This is a genomic window from Microbacterium sp. NPDC064584 (assembly GCF_040687315.1).
In the GTDB taxonomy this organism is placed as follows: domain Bacteria; phylum Actinomycetota; class Actinomycetes; order Actinomycetales; family Microbacteriaceae; genus Microbacterium; species Microbacterium lacus.
This window is the reverse complement of sequence record NZ_JBFBMZ010000004.1, coordinates 132672-148959: the sequence shown is the minus strand read 5'-3', so window position 1 is coordinate 148959 and position 16288 is coordinate 132672. Positions and strand designations below refer to the sequence as shown.

20 protein-coding genes are annotated in these 16288 nt (G+C 70.1%); 13 read left to right on the top strand and 7 right to left on the bottom strand.

The window, feature by feature from the left end; translation table 11 throughout:
* Window position 1: 1 nt before the first annotated feature.
* The 3 genes from AB0P18_RS08205 to AB0P18_RS08195 all read left to right on the top strand — a co-directional run bounded on the left by AB0P18_RS08205 (window position 2) and on the right by AB0P18_RS08195 (window position 2149).
* Window positions 2–763, top strand: a complete 762-nt coding sequence (locus AB0P18_RS08205) for a PspA/IM30 family protein (protein WP_344052573.1) — start codon at window positions 2–4, stop codon at window positions 761–763.
* Window positions 764–872: 109 nt separating this feature from the next.
* Entirely contained in the window at window positions 873–1691 is an 819-nt protein-coding gene (locus AB0P18_RS08200) for an arginase family protein (RefSeq protein WP_363359643.1), read from the top strand.
* Entirely contained in the window at window positions 1688–2149 is a 462-nt protein-coding gene (locus tag AB0P18_RS08195; RefSeq protein WP_363359642.1) for a Fe-S oxidoreductase, read from the top strand. Before AB0P18_RS08200 ends, AB0P18_RS08195 begins: the two co-directional genes overlap by 4 nt.
* Before the next feature lie 7 nt (window positions 2150–2156).
* Here AB0P18_RS08195 and AB0P18_RS08190 read toward each other — a convergent pair whose 3' ends face one another.
* From AB0P18_RS08190 to AB0P18_RS08180, 3 genes are all read right to left on the bottom strand, one after another.
* Window positions 2157–2636 (bottom strand): SIP domain-containing protein, encoded by a 480-nt coding sequence (locus AB0P18_RS08190; RefSeq protein WP_344052565.1) that lies wholly within the window; start codon window positions 2634–2636, stop codon window positions 2157–2159.
* A gap of 64 nt (window positions 2637–2700) precedes the next feature.
* Entirely contained in the window at window positions 2701–3441 is a 741-nt protein-coding gene (locus AB0P18_RS08185; RefSeq protein ID WP_363359641.1) for a tyrosine-protein phosphatase, read from the bottom strand.
* Window positions 3438–3947 carry a carboxymuconolactone decarboxylase family protein gene (locus AB0P18_RS08180; protein WP_363359640.1) on the bottom strand — a complete coding sequence of 170 codons (510 nt, stop codon included), beginning with the start codon at window positions 3945–3947 and terminating at the stop codon, window positions 3438–3440. Before AB0P18_RS08180 ends, AB0P18_RS08185 begins: the two co-directional genes overlap by 4 nt.
* A gap of 56 nt (window positions 3948–4003) precedes the next feature.
* Here AB0P18_RS08180 and AB0P18_RS08175 point away from each other — a divergent pair, with 56 nt between their 5' ends.
* From AB0P18_RS08175 to AB0P18_RS08140, 8 genes are all read left to right on the top strand, one after another.
* Window positions 4004–4930 (top strand): alpha/beta hydrolase, encoded by a 927-nt coding sequence (locus tag AB0P18_RS08175; RefSeq protein ID WP_363359639.1) that lies wholly within the window; start codon window positions 4004–4006, stop codon window positions 4928–4930.
* Window positions 4931–5068: 138 nt separating this feature from the next.
* On the top strand, window positions 5069–6583 hold the full coding sequence (locus tag AB0P18_RS08170) for an ABC transporter substrate-binding protein (RefSeq protein ID WP_344052557.1): 1515 nt from the start codon (window positions 5069–5071) through the stop codon (window positions 6581–6583).
* Window positions 6580–7530 (top strand): ABC transporter permease, encoded by a 951-nt coding sequence (locus tag AB0P18_RS08165; protein WP_344052555.1) that lies wholly within the window; start codon window positions 6580–6582, stop codon window positions 7528–7530. Before AB0P18_RS08170 ends, AB0P18_RS08165 begins: the two co-directional genes overlap by 4 nt.
* Window positions 7530–8447: an ABC transporter permease gene (locus AB0P18_RS08160; protein ID WP_344052552.1), complete on the top strand. Its 918-nt coding sequence runs from the start codon at window positions 7530–7532 to the stop codon at window positions 8445–8447. The genes AB0P18_RS08165 and AB0P18_RS08160 overlap by 1 nt, the downstream gene beginning before the upstream one ends.
* Complete coding sequence (locus tag AB0P18_RS08155; protein ID WP_363359638.1) at window positions 8444–9235, top strand: ABC transporter ATP-binding protein; 792 nt, start codon at window positions 8444–8446, stop codon at window positions 9233–9235. Before AB0P18_RS08160 ends, AB0P18_RS08155 begins: the two co-directional genes overlap by 4 nt.
* Window positions 9232–10041, top strand: coding sequence for an ATP-binding cassette domain-containing protein (locus AB0P18_RS08150; RefSeq protein WP_344052547.1), 810 nt, complete (start codon window positions 9232–9234; stop codon window positions 10039–10041). Before AB0P18_RS08155 ends, AB0P18_RS08150 begins: the two co-directional genes overlap by 4 nt.
* Before the next feature lie 9 nt (window positions 10042–10050).
* Entirely contained in the window at window positions 10051–11118 is a 1068-nt protein-coding gene (locus AB0P18_RS08145; RefSeq protein ID WP_363359637.1) for a M4 family metallopeptidase, read from the top strand.
* 31 nt (window positions 11119–11149) lie between these two features.
* On the top strand, window positions 11150–11461 hold the full coding sequence (locus tag AB0P18_RS08140; protein ID WP_363359636.1) for a protealysin inhibitor emfourin: 312 nt from the start codon (window positions 11150–11152) through the stop codon (window positions 11459–11461).
* Here the strand turns inward: AB0P18_RS08140 and AB0P18_RS08135 are convergent.
* From AB0P18_RS08135 to AB0P18_RS08125, 3 genes are read right to left on the bottom strand one after another with little or no spacing between them, the layout of a single operon-like run.
* Window positions 11430–12044 carry an N-acetyltransferase family protein gene (locus tag AB0P18_RS08135; RefSeq protein ID WP_344052542.1) on the bottom strand — a complete coding sequence of 205 codons (615 nt, stop codon included), beginning with the start codon at window positions 12042–12044 and terminating at the stop codon, window positions 11430–11432. The two genes, AB0P18_RS08140 and AB0P18_RS08135, sit on opposite strands and share 32 nt — an antisense overlap.
* A 4-nt stretch (window positions 12045–12048) precedes the next feature.
* Window positions 12049–12750 (bottom strand): uracil-DNA glycosylase, encoded by a 702-nt coding sequence (locus AB0P18_RS08130; RefSeq protein ID WP_363359634.1) that lies wholly within the window; start codon window positions 12748–12750, stop codon window positions 12049–12051.
* Window positions 12750–13535, bottom strand: a complete 786-nt coding sequence (locus AB0P18_RS08125) for an SDR family oxidoreductase (protein ID WP_363359633.1) — start codon at window positions 13533–13535, stop codon at window positions 12750–12752. Before AB0P18_RS08125 ends, AB0P18_RS08130 begins: the two co-directional genes overlap by 1 nt.
* 130 nt (window positions 13536–13665) lie before the next feature.
* Between AB0P18_RS08125 and AB0P18_RS08120 the strand changes: the two genes are divergently transcribed.
* Window positions 13666–14988, top strand: coding sequence for a bifunctional o-acetylhomoserine/o-acetylserine sulfhydrylase (locus tag AB0P18_RS08120; protein WP_344052535.1), 1323 nt, complete (start codon window positions 13666–13668; stop codon window positions 14986–14988).
* Window positions 14989–15082: 94 nt separating this feature from the next.
* Here the strand turns inward: AB0P18_RS08120 and AB0P18_RS08115 are convergent, their stop codons facing one another.
* Complete coding sequence (locus tag AB0P18_RS08115) at window positions 15083–15778, bottom strand: SDR family oxidoreductase (protein WP_363359632.1); 696 nt, start codon at window positions 15776–15778, stop codon at window positions 15083–15085.
* Window positions 15779–15923: 145 nt separating this feature from the next.
* Between AB0P18_RS08115 and AB0P18_RS08110 the strand changes: the two genes are divergently transcribed.
* A complete protein-coding gene (locus AB0P18_RS08110; protein WP_363359631.1) occupies window positions 15924–16142 on the top strand; it encodes a hypothetical protein in 219 nt (72 codons plus the stop codon).
* The last annotated feature ends 146 nt before the right edge of the window (window positions 16143–16288 follow it).

Sequence of the window (16288 nt, the reverse complement as noted above, 5' to 3'; positions counted from 1 at the left end):
GATGGCAAAGCAGTCCATCTTCGGTCGCATCTCTACCCTCTTGAAGGCGAACATCAACTCGATGCTCGACTCCGCCGAGGACCCGCAGAAGATGCTCGACCAGCTCGTCCGCGACTTCTCCAACAGCATCGCCGACGCCGAGTCCGCGATCGCCGAGACGATCGGCAACCTGCGCCTCCTCGAGCGCGACCACGAAGAGGATGTCCAGCAGGCGGCTGAATGGGGCAACAAGGCTCTGGCCGCCAGCAAGAAGGCCGACCAGCTCCGCGCGGCCGGCAACACCGCCGATGCGGACAAGTTCGACAACCTCGCCAAGATCGCCCTGCAGCGCCAGATCGGCTCGGAGCGCGAGGCCAAGGCCGTCGAGCCGACGATCGAATCGCAGACCGAGGTCGTCGACAAGCTCAAAGACGGCCTGAACGGCATGAAGCAGAAGCTCGAGCAGCTCAAGAGCAAGCGCAGCGAGCTGCTGGCGCGGGCCAAGACCGCCGAGGCGCAGAACAAGGTGCACGACGCGGTCAAGTCGATCGACGTCCTCGACCCCACGAGCGAGCTCGGTCGCTTCGAGGACAAGGTGCGCCGCCAGGAGGCGCTCGCCGCCGGAAAGCAGGAACTGGCCGCGTCGACCCTCGACGCGCAGTTCGAGAGCCTCGAAGACATGGGCGAGCTGACCGAGGTCGAGGCGCGCCTGGCCGAGCTCAAGGCCGGCGGCACGCCGTCCCAGGCCGCGATCGACGCCCCCACGGCGCCGTACACGCCCTGATCGCACGACGGAACCCTCCGGGCCGGCGCCGCCGGCCCGGAGGGTTCCGTGCTGTCGGGAGTGCCGCGGCGGGGCCGCGCGGGAGCCGGGGCTGAGGGATGATGAGGGCATGGCCCGATTCGTGATCGTCCCGCAGTGGCAGGGTTCACCGTCCTCGCGCGCGATGCAGCTCATCGACGGCGCGCAGGCGATCGCCGGCGATCTGCCGCGCTCGTCGTGCACGACCGTCGAGATCCCTCTCGAGGCCGGCGAGGCTGTCGAGACCGGCGTGCACCGGTTCAGCGCGCTGCGACGCAGCCGCGAACTCCTCGAGCTGGAGCTCGCTCCGATCGCCGAGCCGGTCATGCTCATCGGCGGTGACTGCGGCGCGGCGGTCGGCGCCGTCGGGCACGCCGCGGCGCGGCATCCGCAGCTCGCCGTGATCTGGCTGGACGCCCACCCCGATCTGCACACGCCGGACTCCTCGCCCTCCGGCGCCTTCAGCGGCATGGCCCTGCGCGCCGTGCTCGGCGACGGCGCGGAGGGACTCGCGCTGCACACCGGGATCCCCGCGAGCCGCGTCGTGCTCGCCGGCGCCCGCGCGTACGACCCGCCCGAAGAGGAGGCGGTCACCGCCCTCGGTGTGCACACGGTCGACGCCGCGGCCCTCACCGATGCCGACGCGCTCGCGGCGGCGGTGGCCGGAACCGGTGCCGATGCGGTCTTCATCCACGTCGACCTCGACGTGCTCGATCCTGCCGCGATGAGCGGGGTGACGGCATCCGTTCCCTTCGGAGTGAGCCTTCCGGACCTGATCGCGTCGATCGGTCGCGTCCGCGAGCGGTGGCCACTCGCCGGCTCGAGCATCACCGGGTTCGCTCCGCCATCGCCCGCGGCGGCGGTGGACGACCTCGGCGCGATCCTGCGGATCGTCGGGGCGCTCGCGTGAGCCCGATTCCCACTCCCCCGGTCGGCTGGCGGGAGCGCGCAGATCTCGCCGTGGCCCGTGGACGACGTCTGGACCGCTTCCTGCCCTTCCTCGACTCGCCGCTCAGTCGCGCGGGCTACGTCTACGGCACCGTGGTCGGATGGATCTGGGGCTCGATCTGGAGCACCGGTCGCGTCGAGCGTCGCGCGGGCATGTGGATCTTCCGCGGGATGCCGCGCTGGGCGTATCGCCGCGGCGGCGTGTGCGTGGGCGGCTGCTACCTCACTGGAGACGAACCGGTGACAGATCGCGTGCTGGCGCACGAGTCGGTGCACGCGGACCAATGGCGTCGGTACGGGTTCCTGATGCCGGTCCTGTACGCGCTGGCAGGGCGGGACCCGCTGCGCAACCGCTTCGAGATCGAGGCCGGTCTGGAGGACGGCAACTACGTGCCGCGCGCAGCAGCCCGCCGCTCCTGAGCGGTCTTCAGCGCGCGGTCGGCAGACCGAAGCGCGCAGGCGTGTGGATCGCTCCGGCGTCGACGCCCGTGCGATCCATGAGGTGATCGACGATGTCGGCCGTGCCGAGGTAGCCGCCGAGTAGGAAGACCCGGGTGTGGTCAATGTCGTCGCACAGCATCTCGTCGGCCCACGCCGTGACCGCTCGGGAGAGAGCCTCCCCGGGAGCACACGAGCGCGACGTCCCCGGCGCGCCGCTGCGCGAGGCGCGGTCGAGCCAGGTGATCACCATGCGGGTCGGAGCGGTCAAGGCGACCTGGTGGCCGGCATCCGGGATCTCGATGAACACGCGGCCGGTCGAGCACAGCGGCAGGGTGGCCAGGAGCACCTCGAGCTCGGCGAGCGAGGACTCGTCGGCGGCGATCAGATGCTGCACGCGCGTGTGACGCGACGAGCGGCAGGCGGAGGCACTGTGCTCGATCGCGAAAGGCTGCGTGGTGGAGGACATGACACGTCGACTATACCGCAGGGAAGGTTTGCCTAACCTTGGTCGGGCCGTGAAAAACCGTCGTCTACGACCGGGCGACCAGCACGCGCCGCAGCTCGGCGAGCTCCTCGTCGGTCATCCCCTGGGCACGCAGATAGTCGGCGACGGACCCGAAGCGCCGCACCAGGTCGGCGAGCAGGTCCCGCATGACCGGCGCCGGAGACCGCGTCGCGAGGTCCTCGAGGTGGACGGCTTCCGGATGCATGCGACGCAGCATCCCGACGACCCGCTCGTTGCGCCACTGCGGCAGAAGCGACTCGGTGCGGGCGTAATCGGCGACCACGGCGTCGGTGTCGACACCGGCGGCGGCGAGCGTGAGCGCCACGGTCACCCCGGTTCGGTCCTTGCCCACCGTGCAATGCACGAGGACCGGCTGATCGGCCAGGACTCCCCGTACGACCTCGACGACACCGGTCGCCGAGTCGTCGGTCAGGCGACGGTACATCTCGGAGAGGGGGATGTCGTCGGCGAAGAAGGACGCCACCGAGCCGAGGAAGAGCGGAACACGCTGCGTGCGCACGTCCAGCCCGGCCACGCGGCTCGGGGCGTGATCGACTTCGTCATCGGCGCGCAGATCGATGATCCGACGGATGCCGAGCTCGCGGAGCGCGTCCACACCCGGCTGCTCGAGCTGAGCGAGGTTGCCGGAGCGGAACAGCACACCGGCACGGGTCGCACCACCATCGCGCACGGGGAGACCGCCGGTGTCGCGGAAGTTGACGGCACCCGCGACGAGCGGGCGGGACGGATCGGCGCCCGCGCTCACCAGGCCGCGCCGGATGCGGCGTCGTGATCCTCTCGGACCAGGTCATCGCGCGGCGGCGTGCTGTAGCGCCCTGCGATCGCGACCCGGTTGAATGCGTTGATCGCCACGAGGATCCAGCTGAGACCCACATACTCGGGCTCGCTCAGGATGCCGCCCACACGGTCGTAGACATCGTCCGGGACGCCGTCATCCGAGATGAACGTGAACGACTCTGCCAGCTCGAGTCCGGCCCGCTCCCGCTCGGAGAAGACCCCGGACTCCCGCCACACCGCGACCTGGGCGATGGTGTCGGCGGAGATCCCCGCTTTGGCCGCCCGCTCGACGTGGACGCGCACGCAGAATGCGCATCCGTTCAGTTGCGACACGTGGATCTGGACGAGCTCCTTCAGTCGCTCGTCGATGCCTGCATCGTCGGCGATCGCGCCCACCGTCTTGGAGAACGCGGCGAGTGCCTTGTAGGCATCCGGCGCCGACTTCGACAGGTGCACGCGCGCTGGCTGGCTCATGACGTCAGCCTACCCAGCACCGCGTCGGAGGAGTGGGGAGCGGGCATGATGTCAGGGTGAGCGCACCCACCGACGAGTTCTCCTTCCTTCCGGCCCAGGCCGCCGACATCGGGGTCGCGCCGCCTCTCCCCCGCGGCGAACGCGTGGACGTGACGCTCGAGGACGGACGCACGCTCAGTGCGCTGCGCTACGGCGACGGTGCGCCCGCCGTCACGTTCCTGCACGGTGCCGGACTCAACGCCCACACGTGGGATACGACGATCCTCGCGCTGGGCCTGCCCGCGCTGGCGATCGACCTCCCCGGCCACGGCGATTCATCCTGGCGCGAGGACGCCGCCTACACGGCGCGCGTGCTCGCTCCCGACGTCGTGTCCGGGCTGCGGGAGTGGACGAACGGGCCGCAGCTGCTCGTGGGTCACTCGCTCGGCGGCCTCACGGCGGCCGCGGTGGCGGCATCCGCCCCCGCCGCCGTCGCGCAGCTCGTCGTGATCGACATCACACCGGGAGTCGACCCGAACGCGGGTCCGACGCAGATACGGGAGTTCTTCGCCGGCCCCACCGACTGGGCGACCCGCGAGGAGCTCGTCGACCGCGCACTCGCCTTCGGCCTCGGAGGGACGCGGGCGGCCGCCGAGCGCGGGGTGTTCCTCAACTCGCGCATCCGTCCGGACGGCCGGGTCGAGTGGAAGCACCACTTCGCGCATCTTGCCGCCGCGCCCGACCGGGCCGCGGACGCGCCCGCGCGGCAGGACGCGGTCGCGAACGTCCTGTCGGCGTTGGGCTGGAACGACCTGGCCGCGGTCGCCGCCCCGATCACGCTGATCCGGGGAGACCGCGGCTACGTGACCGAGGCCGACGCCGCGGAGTTCTCCCGCCGCCTGCCCGGAGCGAGCGTCGAGATCGCGCCGACCGGCCACAACGTGCAGGAGGAGAGGCCCCGCGAACTCGGCGCTCGACTGCGGGAGATCGCCGGGAAGGGTTAACGCTTGTGTTGCGTTCCGTGTAGCGGGCGCATGCCTCGGTGCGGGCGTTCTCTAGGCTGGACTACCGGATCGACCCGATCTCGTCCGAGTCGCCGTCTGAGACATCCGTATCGCGGGTGATCTTTCGAAAGGACCCCCATGTTCCGCCGTACCTCCCTTGCCGCTGCCGCCGTGCTGGCTGCCGGCGCCCTGCTGCTGTCCGCATGCACGGGAGGTGGCGCGGCACCCGATCCCACGGCGACGACCGCTCCCGACCCGGATGCGTCGGCGGTGATCCGGCTGGTGCTGGAGCCGGGCAATCTGGACATCCGGGAGACGGCCGGTGCGGCGCTGGATCAGATCCTCGTCGACAACATCTACCAGGGGCTGGTCTCGCGCACGCCCGAGCAGGACATCGTTCCCGCGCTGGCGTCGGACTGGGAGGTCTCGGACGACGGTCTGACGTACACGTTCACGCTCCGCGAGGGCGTGACGTTCCACGACGGTCAGGAGCTGACTGCGCAGGATGTCGTCTGGTCGCTGCAGACCCGCAAGGACACCCCGGAATGGTCGGACTCGGCGCGTCTCGCGAACGTGTCCTCGATCACGGCGGACGGGCAGGAGATCACCCTGACCCTGACCGAGCCGGACTCGTCGCTGCTGTGGAACCTCACCGGCCGTGCCGGACTGATCCTGAAGGAGGGTGACACGGTCGACTATCAGACGAAGGCCAACGGCACCGGGCCCTTCACCCTCTCGTCGTGGAAGCAGGGCGACAGCATCACGTTCGACCGGTACGAGGACTACTGGGGTGAGCCCGCGAAGATCGCCGAGGTCGTGTTCGACTACATCCCCGACAACCAGGCGGCGCTGAATGCCGCCCTCGCCGGCGAGGTCGACGCGGTCACCGGTTTCGACGCGAACCTGAAGGAGCAGGTCGAGGCGACCGGTGACTTCGAGCTCGTCCTCGGCGCGTCCACCGACAAGGGCACGCTCGCGTTCAACCAGGCACCGGGCAGCCCGCTCGCCGACAAGCGCATCCGGCAGGCGATCCGGCAGGCCATCGATCACGACGCCCTGGTGGAGGCCCTCGGCTCGGGTCAGACCCTCTATGGGCCGATCCCGGAGCTGGATCCCGGGTACGAAGACCTGTCGGATGTCGCACCGTACGACCCGGACGCGGCCAAGGCGCTGCTCGCCGAGGCCGGAGCGGAAGACCTCACCCTGCAGCTCACGATCCCCTCGTTCTACTCCACGACGATCCCCCAGATCCTCGTGTCGGACCTGAACGAGGTCGGCATCACCCTCGAGGTCAACTCGGTGGACTTCCCCACCTGGATCAACGACGTCTACGTGAACAAGGACTACGACCTCAGCTTCGTCCTGCACACCGAGGCCCACGACTTCGAGAACTGGGCGAACCCGGACTACTACTTCACCTACGACAACCCGCAGGTGCAGGACCTGTTCGCGCAGTCCCTCGCCGCGACGGATGAAGCCGAAGCCGCCGACCTCCTCGCGCAGGCAGCGAAGATCGTCTCCGAAGACGCCGCCGGCGACTGGCTCTACAACGGCGCGTCCGTCGTCGCCGTCGGCACGAACCTCACCGGCCTTCCCTCGATCAACGTCAACGAACGCCTCAACCTCGCAGAGCTCACCAAGAGCAACGGGTGATCAAGTACACGCTGACGCGGGCGGCCCTGCTTCTGCTCGGGCTCCTCGTCGCCAGCGTGCTGATCTTCCTGTCCCTGCGAGTACTTCCCGGTGACATCGCCCAGCTGATCGCCGGCACGAACGGCACGCCCGAGCAGGTGGCCGCGATCCGGGAGCGGCTGGGCCTGGACCAGCCGCTCCCTCTCCAGTATCTGGAGTGGATAGGCGGAATCTTCCGCGGGGATCTCGGTACGTCGCTCCTGAACGGGTCCGGTGTCGCGGCCGAACTCGCGCAGAAGGCGCAGGTCACGGTGCCGTTGGGCTTGATGGCGCTCACGATCGCGGTCTTGTTCGCCGTGCCGCTGGGCGTGCTGTCGGCGATGCGCCGCGGCCACGGGGACGGCACGTTCCTGAGCATCGGCGCGCAGACCCTCGCCGCGGTTCCCGTCGTCTGGGCCGGAATGATGCTCGTCGTCGTCTTCGCGGTCTGGCTCGGCTGGCTGCCCGCCCAGGGATTTCCGCGGAGCGGATGGAACGACCCGGCGGCCGCGATCCGCTCCCTGCTGCTCCCCGCGCTGACGATCGGCATCGTCGAGGGGGCGATGCTCATGCGGTTCGTCCGCAGCGCCACGATGCAGGCGATCGGTCAGGACTACGTGCGGACGGCCGCCGCGAAGGGCCTCACCCGCACCACGGCGCTCATCCGTCACGGGCTTCCCAACGTGGCCCTCTCCGTCATCACCGTCCTCGGACTCCAGGTCGCCGGCATCATCGTCGGAGCCGTCGTGATCGAGCAGCTCTTCTCGCTCCCCGGGATCGGACGGATGCTGGTGGCGGATGTGAGCGCACGGGATCTGCCGAAGGTGCAGGGTGAACTGCTCGTGCTCACCGGCTTCGTCCTCGTGGTCGGGTTCGCCGTCGACCTGCTGCACCGCGTGATCGACCCGCGCCAGAGGGAGGCGCCTTGATGGCCCGACACACCGCGCGCACGCCGCGCACACCGTGGCTGCGCAGGCTGTGGGCGCTGTCCACCGGCCGGTTCGGCCTGATCGTCGTCGCCGTGGTCGCCCTGACCGCTCTCGTCTCCCTGTTCTGGACGCCCTTCGACCCGCAGCAGGTCTCGATCGCCGAGCGCTGGGCGGCTCCCGGCTGGCCGCATGCGCTCGGCACCGACGGCACCGGCCGGGACATCCTCAGTCTCCTCATGGCGGGCTCGCGCACGACGGTGCTCGTGGCGGTGGGTGCCGGGGCGATCGCCACCGTGATCGGCGTGGCGCTCGCCGCGCTCGGCGCACTGACCGCCCGCTGGCTGCGCGAGTCGGTCGCGGTGCTCGTGGACATCCTCATCGCGTTCCCGGTGCTGATCATCGCGATGATGATCAGCGCGGTGTGGGGAGGATCGCTCGGCGTCGTCATCTGGTCGGTGGGCATCGGATTCGGCGTCAACATCGCTCGAGTCACCCGACCGGAGCTGCGCCGGGTCCTGCACAGCGACTTCGTCCTCGCGGGCCGCGCGTCCGGTCTCACCCCGCTGCAGAACCTGTGGCGGCACCTCATGCCGAACGTCGCACCCGTGTTCATCGTGCAGCTTTCGTGGGGCATGGCGGTGGCGGTGCTCGCCGAGGCGGGATTGTCCTACCTCGGGTTCGGCGCCCCGATCACCGAGCCGTCGTGGGGCGTTCTCCTGGCACAGCTGCAGCAGTACATCAGCGTCTACCCGCTGTCCGTGCTGTGGCCGGGCCTGGCGATCACCCTCACCGTCCTCGGACTGAACCTGCTCGGCGACGCACTCCGGGAGGCCACCGACCCGACGCTCTCCCGCGGGCGGGACCGGCTGCATCCGCCGCGCGGAGCGATCCGCCACGTGCCGGAGGTGGTCGCGTGAGCCTTGAGGTGACCGGCCTCACGATCGACATCGGCGACCGCCGCGTCGTGGACGGCGTTTCGTTCGATGTGCCGGACGGCGCGCGGGTGGGGCTCATCGGCGAGTCGGGATCCGGCAAGTCCCTGACGGCTCTCGCGATCCTCGGGCTACTGCCGGACGCGGCGGTCGCGGGAGGGAGTGTCCGCTGGAACGGCCGCGAACTGATCGGCCTGCCCGACCGGGAGCTCGCCGACCTGCGCGGCGACGAGATCGGCATCGTCTTCCAGGAGCCGCAGACCGCGCTGAACCCGATCCGCACGATCGGGCGGCAGATCGGCGAGTCGGTTCGCATCCACGAGGGCCTGTCGCGCTCCGAGGTGCGCACACGCGCCGTCGCCGAAGCGGCGCGCGTCGCCCTGCCCGATCCGGCGCGCATCGTCTCGCGCTATCCCCACCAGCTCTCCGGCGGCCAGCGACAGCGCGCCGCGATCGCGATGGCCCTCGCCTGCCGCCCGCGCCTGCTGATCGCCGATGAACCGACGACCGCTCTGGACGTCACGATCCAGGCCGAGATCCTGGAGCTCCTGCTCTCGCTCGTGACGGACGACGGGATGTCCCTGGTGTTCATCACGCACGACCTCGCGGTGCTCTCGCAGATCGCCACGCACGCGGTCGTCCTGGAGGACGGCCGGGTCGTGGAGACCGGTCCGATCTCCACGCTCCTGACCTCGCCCGCATCCGAGGTCACCCGTGGTCTTCTGCGCGATGCCACGGCGACGCTGTGGTCTCCGGATCGGGGTGACCGATGAGCGAGATCCTGGTCCGCGCCCGAGGCCTGACCCGGCGGCATCCGGTCCCCCGCACGACCCTGTTCGAGCCTCGTACGTTCACCACCGCACTCGAGGACGCGGACGTCGTCGTCCGCCGCGGCTCGGCGGTCGGGATCATCGGCGAGTCCGGATCGGGCAAGTCGACCCTCGTGCGCCTCCTCCTGGGGCTGGACGCGCCGACGGCCGGCACGGTCGAGTTCGACGGCGAGCCGGTGGATGCCGCGGCCGCGGCGCGGCGTCTGCATTGGCTCCGCCGGCAGACCGGCATCGTGTTCCAGGATCCGTATGCGTCCCTGGACCCGCGGATGAGCGTCGGCCGGATCGTCGGGGAACCGCTGTGGGCACTGGGGATCGAGGGCGACCGGCGCGCCCGCGTCCGCGAGGTGCTGACCGAGGTGGGGCTCGAGGCCGAGATGGCCGACCGTTTCCCGCACGAGTTCTCCGGGGGGCAGCGACAGCGCATCGCGATCGCCCGCGCGATCGTGCACCGCCCGGCCCTGCTCGTCGGGGACGAGCCGCTGTCGGCGCTCGATGTCACCGTGCGGGCGCAGATCCTCGAGCTACTGGCGGAGTTGCGCTCCCGAGACGCCCTCACGCTGGTGCTCGTCTCCCACGACATCGGCGTCGTGCAGAACCTGTGCGACGAGGTCATCGTGATGAAGGACGGGCGCATCGTCGAGGACGGGCCCACCGAGAAGGTGCTCCTCGACCCCCAAGTCGCCTACACGCGGCGACTGCTCGCCTCGATACCCGTCATCGATCCGGGCGTCGGCGGGGGCGGTTAGTCTCTGAGCATGACGCACGCGATCATCCCCCCGTATCTGCTCGCGCGGATCGCCGCCGTCCAGGAGCCGGCGTGGGCGCACGCGGCGCAGGCCGCACAGGCGACGCTGCTGACCCCGCGCCCATACCGGCCGACGCGATCGCGCATCCGCATGTCGGTCGAGGACGGCGGGACCCTCGTCTTCGAGGGCGCACCGGCGCCGGATCGCACGATCTTCGACGCGCAGCAGCGCGAGCAGCTGCCCGGAACGCGCGTCCGCGGCGAGGACGACCCGCCCACCTCCGACGCCGCCGTCGACGACGCGTACGACGGGCTCGGGGCGACGTTCGATTTCTACTGGGACGCATATCAGCGCAACGGCATCGACGGAGTCGGCGGGTCGCTGCTGGCGACCGTGCACTACGGGCGGGACTACGACAACGCGTTCTGGAACGGCGAGCGCATGGTGTTCGGCGACGGAGACGGCGAGGTGTTCGTCGGGTTCACCGGCTCGCTCAGCGTGATCGCGCACGAGCTCACCCACGGCGTGACCGAGTTCGCGGGCGGGCTGGAGTACCAGGGGCAGTCCGGGGCGCTGAACGAGTCGATGTCCGACGTGTTCGGCGCGCTGACCGAACAGCACCGGGCGGGGCAGGATGCGGATGCCGCGTCCTGGCTCATCGGCGAGGGCATCTTCACCGCCGCCGTCCAGGGCGTGGCGCTGCGATCGATGCGGGCGCCCGGCACGGCCTACGACGATGACGTGCTCGGACGCGACCCGCAGCCGGCGCACATGGACGACTACGTGCAGACCACGGACGACAACGGGGGCGTGCACATCAACTCCGGCATCCCGAACCATGCGTTCTATCTGACCGCGCAGCGGCTCGGCGGGAAGGCCTGGGAACGCGCGGGGCGCGTCTGGTATCTGACACTCACCTCGGGCGCACTCTCGCCGACGGCCGACTTCGCCGCCTTCGCCCGGGCCACCGTTTCCACGGCCGCGGCGGAGTACGGTGAAGACTCGGAGGTCCTCGACGCGGTCCGGAGGGGCTGGATCGGCGTCGGCGTGATGGATGACGGAGCAGCAACGACCTGATGCGGAGCCTGCGCGCGCGAATCGGCTGTCGGTGACCGTCACCCGCACGGGCGGCATCGCCGGCGCGAAGCGCACGTGGCAGGCGCAGCCCGAGACGGCGGATGCCGGTCATTGGGCCGAGCTGATCGACCGCTGCCCGTGGGACGCGGCGGACCCGGCGCGGCCGATCGTCCCGACCGGGGCGGACCGCTTCATGTGGCATGTCGGCGCGGTCTGCGGACCGACCGCGCGGGAAGCGGCGCTTCCCGACACCGAGGTGCAGGGACCGTGGCGCGAACTGATCGACGCGGTGCGCGCCGTGCGCGACGATCTCAGCGGCCGAACAGGCCCTTCCTCTTCTTGACCGGCTTGAGGTGCTTCTGCAGGTAGATCGTGCCGAGCCACCGACCGAACTTGAAGCCCACCCGGCCCATCCGTCCGACCTCGACGAAGCCGAGCTTCTCGTGGAGGGCGATCGACGCCTCGGCCCCCTTGTCGCTGATCACCGCCACCATCTCGCGGATGCCGGCCTCCTCGCACGCCGTGATCAGCGCTTCGAGGAGGGCCCTGCCCAGGCCCTTGCCCGCGGCGGCGTGACCGAGGTAGATCGAGTTCTCGACGGAATACCGATAGGCCGACTTGCTCGACATCGGCTGGACGAGGGCGTACCCGAGGATCTGACCGGACGGGGACTCCGCCACCAGGAACGGCAGACCGAGCTTGTGCAGGAGCGCCGCCTTCTCGCGCCACTGCGTCAGCGTCCACTTCTTCTCGTCGAAGGTCACGACGGAGTTCGTCACGTAGTAGTTGTAGATCTCACGGACATCCGGCAGGTCGCGCTCCTGGAACGGCCTGATCGTGAAGGAGAAGCCTGGCTCGGGCGGCGCGGGCTTGCGCAGGTGCCGGGGAAGGCGGCGGCGATCCCGGTCGTATTCCTCCTCGAGCATGCCGTCAGCCTACGCGCGCAGGAATCGCCCAGTCGACGCCCGGCACGCCCTGCTCATCCAGGAGCGCGTTCGCGCGCGAGAACGGACGCGAACCGAAGAAGCCACGGCTCGCGGAGAGCGGCGACGGGTGCGGCGACTCGATGATCGGCGTCGATCCGAGGAGGGGACGCAGGCTTGCGGCATCCTTCCCCCAGAGGATCGCCACGAGAGCCGCATCGCGCGCGACGAGCGTGCGGATCGCGTGCTCGGTGACCTTCTCCCATCCCCACCCCCGGTGTGACGCGGGGGCGCCGGGTGCGACGGTGAGCACGCGGTTCAGGAGCAGGACGCCCTGGTCGCTCCACGCCGACAGATCACCGTGGGCCGCCGGCGGGATGCCGAGGTCGTCGTTCAACTCGCGGTAGATGTTGCCGAGGCTGCGCGGCAGTGGGCGCACGTGGGAGTCGACCGCGAAAGACAGCCCGATCGGGTGCCCGGGCGTGGGGTACGGGTCCTGCCCGACGATCAGCACCTTCACTTCCGCCAACGGGCGCCGGAACGCGCGCAGCACGTTCTCGCCGGCGGGGAGATAGCCGCGGCCGGCCGCGACCTCTTCGCGGAGCCGGTCGCCCAGCGCGGCGATCCGAGGGGCCACCGGCTGGAGGGCGTCCGCCCACGCCGGATCGATCAGTCCGTCGGCGGCGAGCTCGGCGAGCGTGCGTGCCATCAGTCGACGCCGCCGCGGACGCGCAGCGGCCCGCGGGCGAGCAGGTGTTGCGCGGACTGCGCGACCGGTCGCATCGTCACGAGATCGAGGTTGACGTGCCCCGGCGCGTTCAGGGCGTACGCGATCACGTCGGCGACATCGTCGGCGGTGAGCGGGTTCTCGACGCCCTCGTAGACGCGCTCCGCGGCATCCCGGTCGCCACCCAACCGATTGAGCGTGAATTCCTCTGTAAACACCATTCCCGGGGCTACCTCGGTGACGCGAATCGGCTCCCCGTTGAGCTCTTGGCGCAGGACGTGGGCGAGCATGGCCTCGGCGGCCTTCGCCGCGTTGTACCCGGAACCGCCTGGGTACGGCGTGAACGCCGCCGTCGAGGTCACGAAGAGCGTGTCCGCGTGCCCGTCCACCGCGGCGGCGCCGCGCAGGTGCGGCAGGAGCGCGGCGACCAGGCGCTGGCTGGACAGGACGTTCGCATCGAACATCCACTGCCAGTCCGCGGGGCGCGCATCCTCGACCCGGTCGGTGCCGCGCGCGCCACCGGCGACCTGCACGAGGGCATGTACCGGCCCGGTCTCAGCGAGCCAGGCGGACAGCGCATCCACGTCTTCCTGGCGGGTGAGGTCCGCCGCGAACGCGACGGCTCCGGTCTCCTCTTCGAGAGCGTGCAAACGGTCGGCACGCCGTGCGACACCGACGACATCCCAGCCGCTCGCGCGCAGCGCGCGGACCGCGGCCTCACCGATCCCCGAACTCGCCCCTGTCACCACTGCGCGCCGTGTCACCATGCCTCCACGCTACCGACACCCGGTGTTACGTCACATTTCCCGTCGATTGTTGACAGAGGACGGCATCCCTACTCTCGACACAGGCCGCAGCGTCCGCCGCCGCCTGGACGACACCCGATGGAGTACGCACATGTCCGCACCCGAGAACTGGCGCTTCGAGACCAAGCAGATCCACTCCGGCGCCCAGCCGGACCCGGTCACGAAGGCCCGCGCCACGCCGATCTACCAGACGACCTCGTACGTCTTCGACAACACGACCCACGCGGCGAACCTGTTCGCCCTCGCCGAGTTCGGCAACATCTACACCCGCATCCAGAACCCGACGCAGGATGTCGTCGAGCAGCGCATCGCGGCGCTCGAGGGCGGCACCGGTGCACTGCTGGTCGCGAGCGGCCAGGCGGCCGAGACGTTCGCGGTGCTCAACATCGCCGAGGCCGGCGACCACATCGTCTCGTCGAGCTCGATCTACGGCGGCACGTACAACCTCTTCAAGTACACGCTGAAGAAGCTCGGCATCGATGTCACGTTCGTCGAGAACCAGGACGACGCGGCGGAGTGGGCGGCAGCGGTCCGCCCCAACACCAAGCTCTTCTTCGCCGAGACGATCGGCAACCCCAAGATCAACATCCTCGACATCCGCCTCGTCGCCGACGTCGCACACGAAGCCGGCGTCCCGCTCATCGTCGACAACACGATCGCGACCCCGTACCTGATCAAGCCGTTCGAGTTCGGCGCCGACATCGTCGTGCACTCGGCGACGAAGTTCCTCGGGGGTCACGGCACGGTCATCGGTGGCGTCATCGTCGACGGCGGAACCTTCGCGTGGTCGGAGAACGTCGACCGCTTCCCCGGGCTCACCGTTCCCGACCCGAGCTACCACGGCGCGTCGTACACCGCCGCCGTCGGCGACGGCCTCGCGTACATCATCAAGGCGCGCGTGCAGCTGCTGCGCGACCTCGGCGCGGCGATTTCGCCGCAGAGCGCCTGGCTGCTCATCCAGGGGATCGAGACCTTGTCGCTGCGCATCGAGCGTCATGTGCAGAACGCGCAGGAGATCGCGGAGTGGCTCGAGGAGCAGTCCGACGTCGCGTCGGTGAACTACTCGGGTCTCCCGTCCTCGCCGTGGTACGCCAAGGCGAACGAATACGCTCCGAAGGGCGTGGGCGCGGTGCTGTCGTTCGAGCTGAAGGGCGGCGTGGAGGCCGGCCGCGAGTTCGTGAACACCCTCACGCTGTTCAGCCACCTCGCCAACATCGGCGACGTACGCTCGCTCGTGATCCACCCGGCATCCACCACGCACTCGCAGCTCACGCCCGAGCAGCAGCTGACGACGGGTGTGACGCCCGGGCTCGTCCGCCTCTCGGTGGGCCTGGAGAACATCGACGACCTCAAGGCCGACCTCGAGCAGGCGCTCGCGGCCGCCCGCCGGGTCAGCGAGGCTGCGCGCGCCTAACGCGACAACCACGCTCGGGGCACGTGCTCCGCGTCGCGGCCCGTGTTGCCACACGGGCCGCGACAGCGGGCACGTGCCCCGACTGAGTTCCGACCTATGCGCGCACCTTGGGACGCACGTGTCCGAGGCCGCCGTCGATGCCGAGGACCTGGCCGGTGATCCAGTCGTTCGCGGGATCCAGCAGGAACGCGACCCCGCGCGCGACATCGGCGGGCTCACCCAGACGACCGAGCGCGTGCATCGCCTCCGACACCTTGCGGGAGCCCTCGCTCGCCGTGAGCCCCGCCGTGAGCGGCGTCTGGGTCAGGCCGGGGGCGACCGCGTTGATCCGCAGGCCCTGGCTCGCGTAGCTGGCAGCGGCCGACAGCATCAGACCGATCACCCCCGCCTTCGCGGCGGCGATCGCGTCGTGGTTGGACAGACCCGCCATCGCCGCCGCGGACGACACCAGCACGACGGATCCGCCCGAGCGCAAGTGTCTGCCCGCCGCGCGCACCGTCGCGAACGCCGTGGTCAGCGACGCGGCGATCACGTCGTCGTACTGGTCGCGCGAAGTCAGGTGCGCGGGCTTGAGCAGCATCGAACCCGCGAAGCACGCGACGCCGTCGAGCGGCCCCGCCTCGGCGACCGCGCGGTCGACCGCGTCGAAATCGGTCGCGTCGAGCACGATGTCGACTCCGGATGCCGCCCCTCGCGCCGTCGCGAGGACGTCGTGTCCGCTCTGCCGCAGCAGGTCGCAGGCCGCCGAGCCGATGCCGCTCGTCGCCGCGATGATCAGGAATCTCGCCATGCCGCCATTCTGGTGCGCCAGGGCCACCCCGAGGGCCGGATCCCGTTCGGAAAAAGTCGCCCGCTCCTGCATCCGGCCTCGCCCCCCGCGGGGAAGAACCTAGCGTGCCGGGTGAAACGCACCCGCTGTCAGAAGGGAAAGTCCAATGAAGCGCATTCTCGCCATCGGAGCCATCTCCGCCCTCTCGGTCTTCGGCTTCGCCGGTGCCGCGAACGCCGCGCCGAACGCCAACGCCTGCTTCGGCAGCATCCACAAGGCCATCAACACCGAGAGCCTCCTCGGACTCGACAACGTCGGCCAGGCGGTCAAGCTGCTCGGCGGTCAGGGCAAGAACGAGGTTGCCCGGGCAGCGTGCGGCGAGTGATCGCCTGACACGCTCGAGATGATCCCGAGCGACTCGGAGATTGGGGTCTCCGAGTCGCTTCGTCTGTTCCCGGGCTTCTCCTCCTCGCGGCGCCGACAGGCGTAACACGACGGCACCCGGTCCCGGCGGACGGGAGAATGAGACGC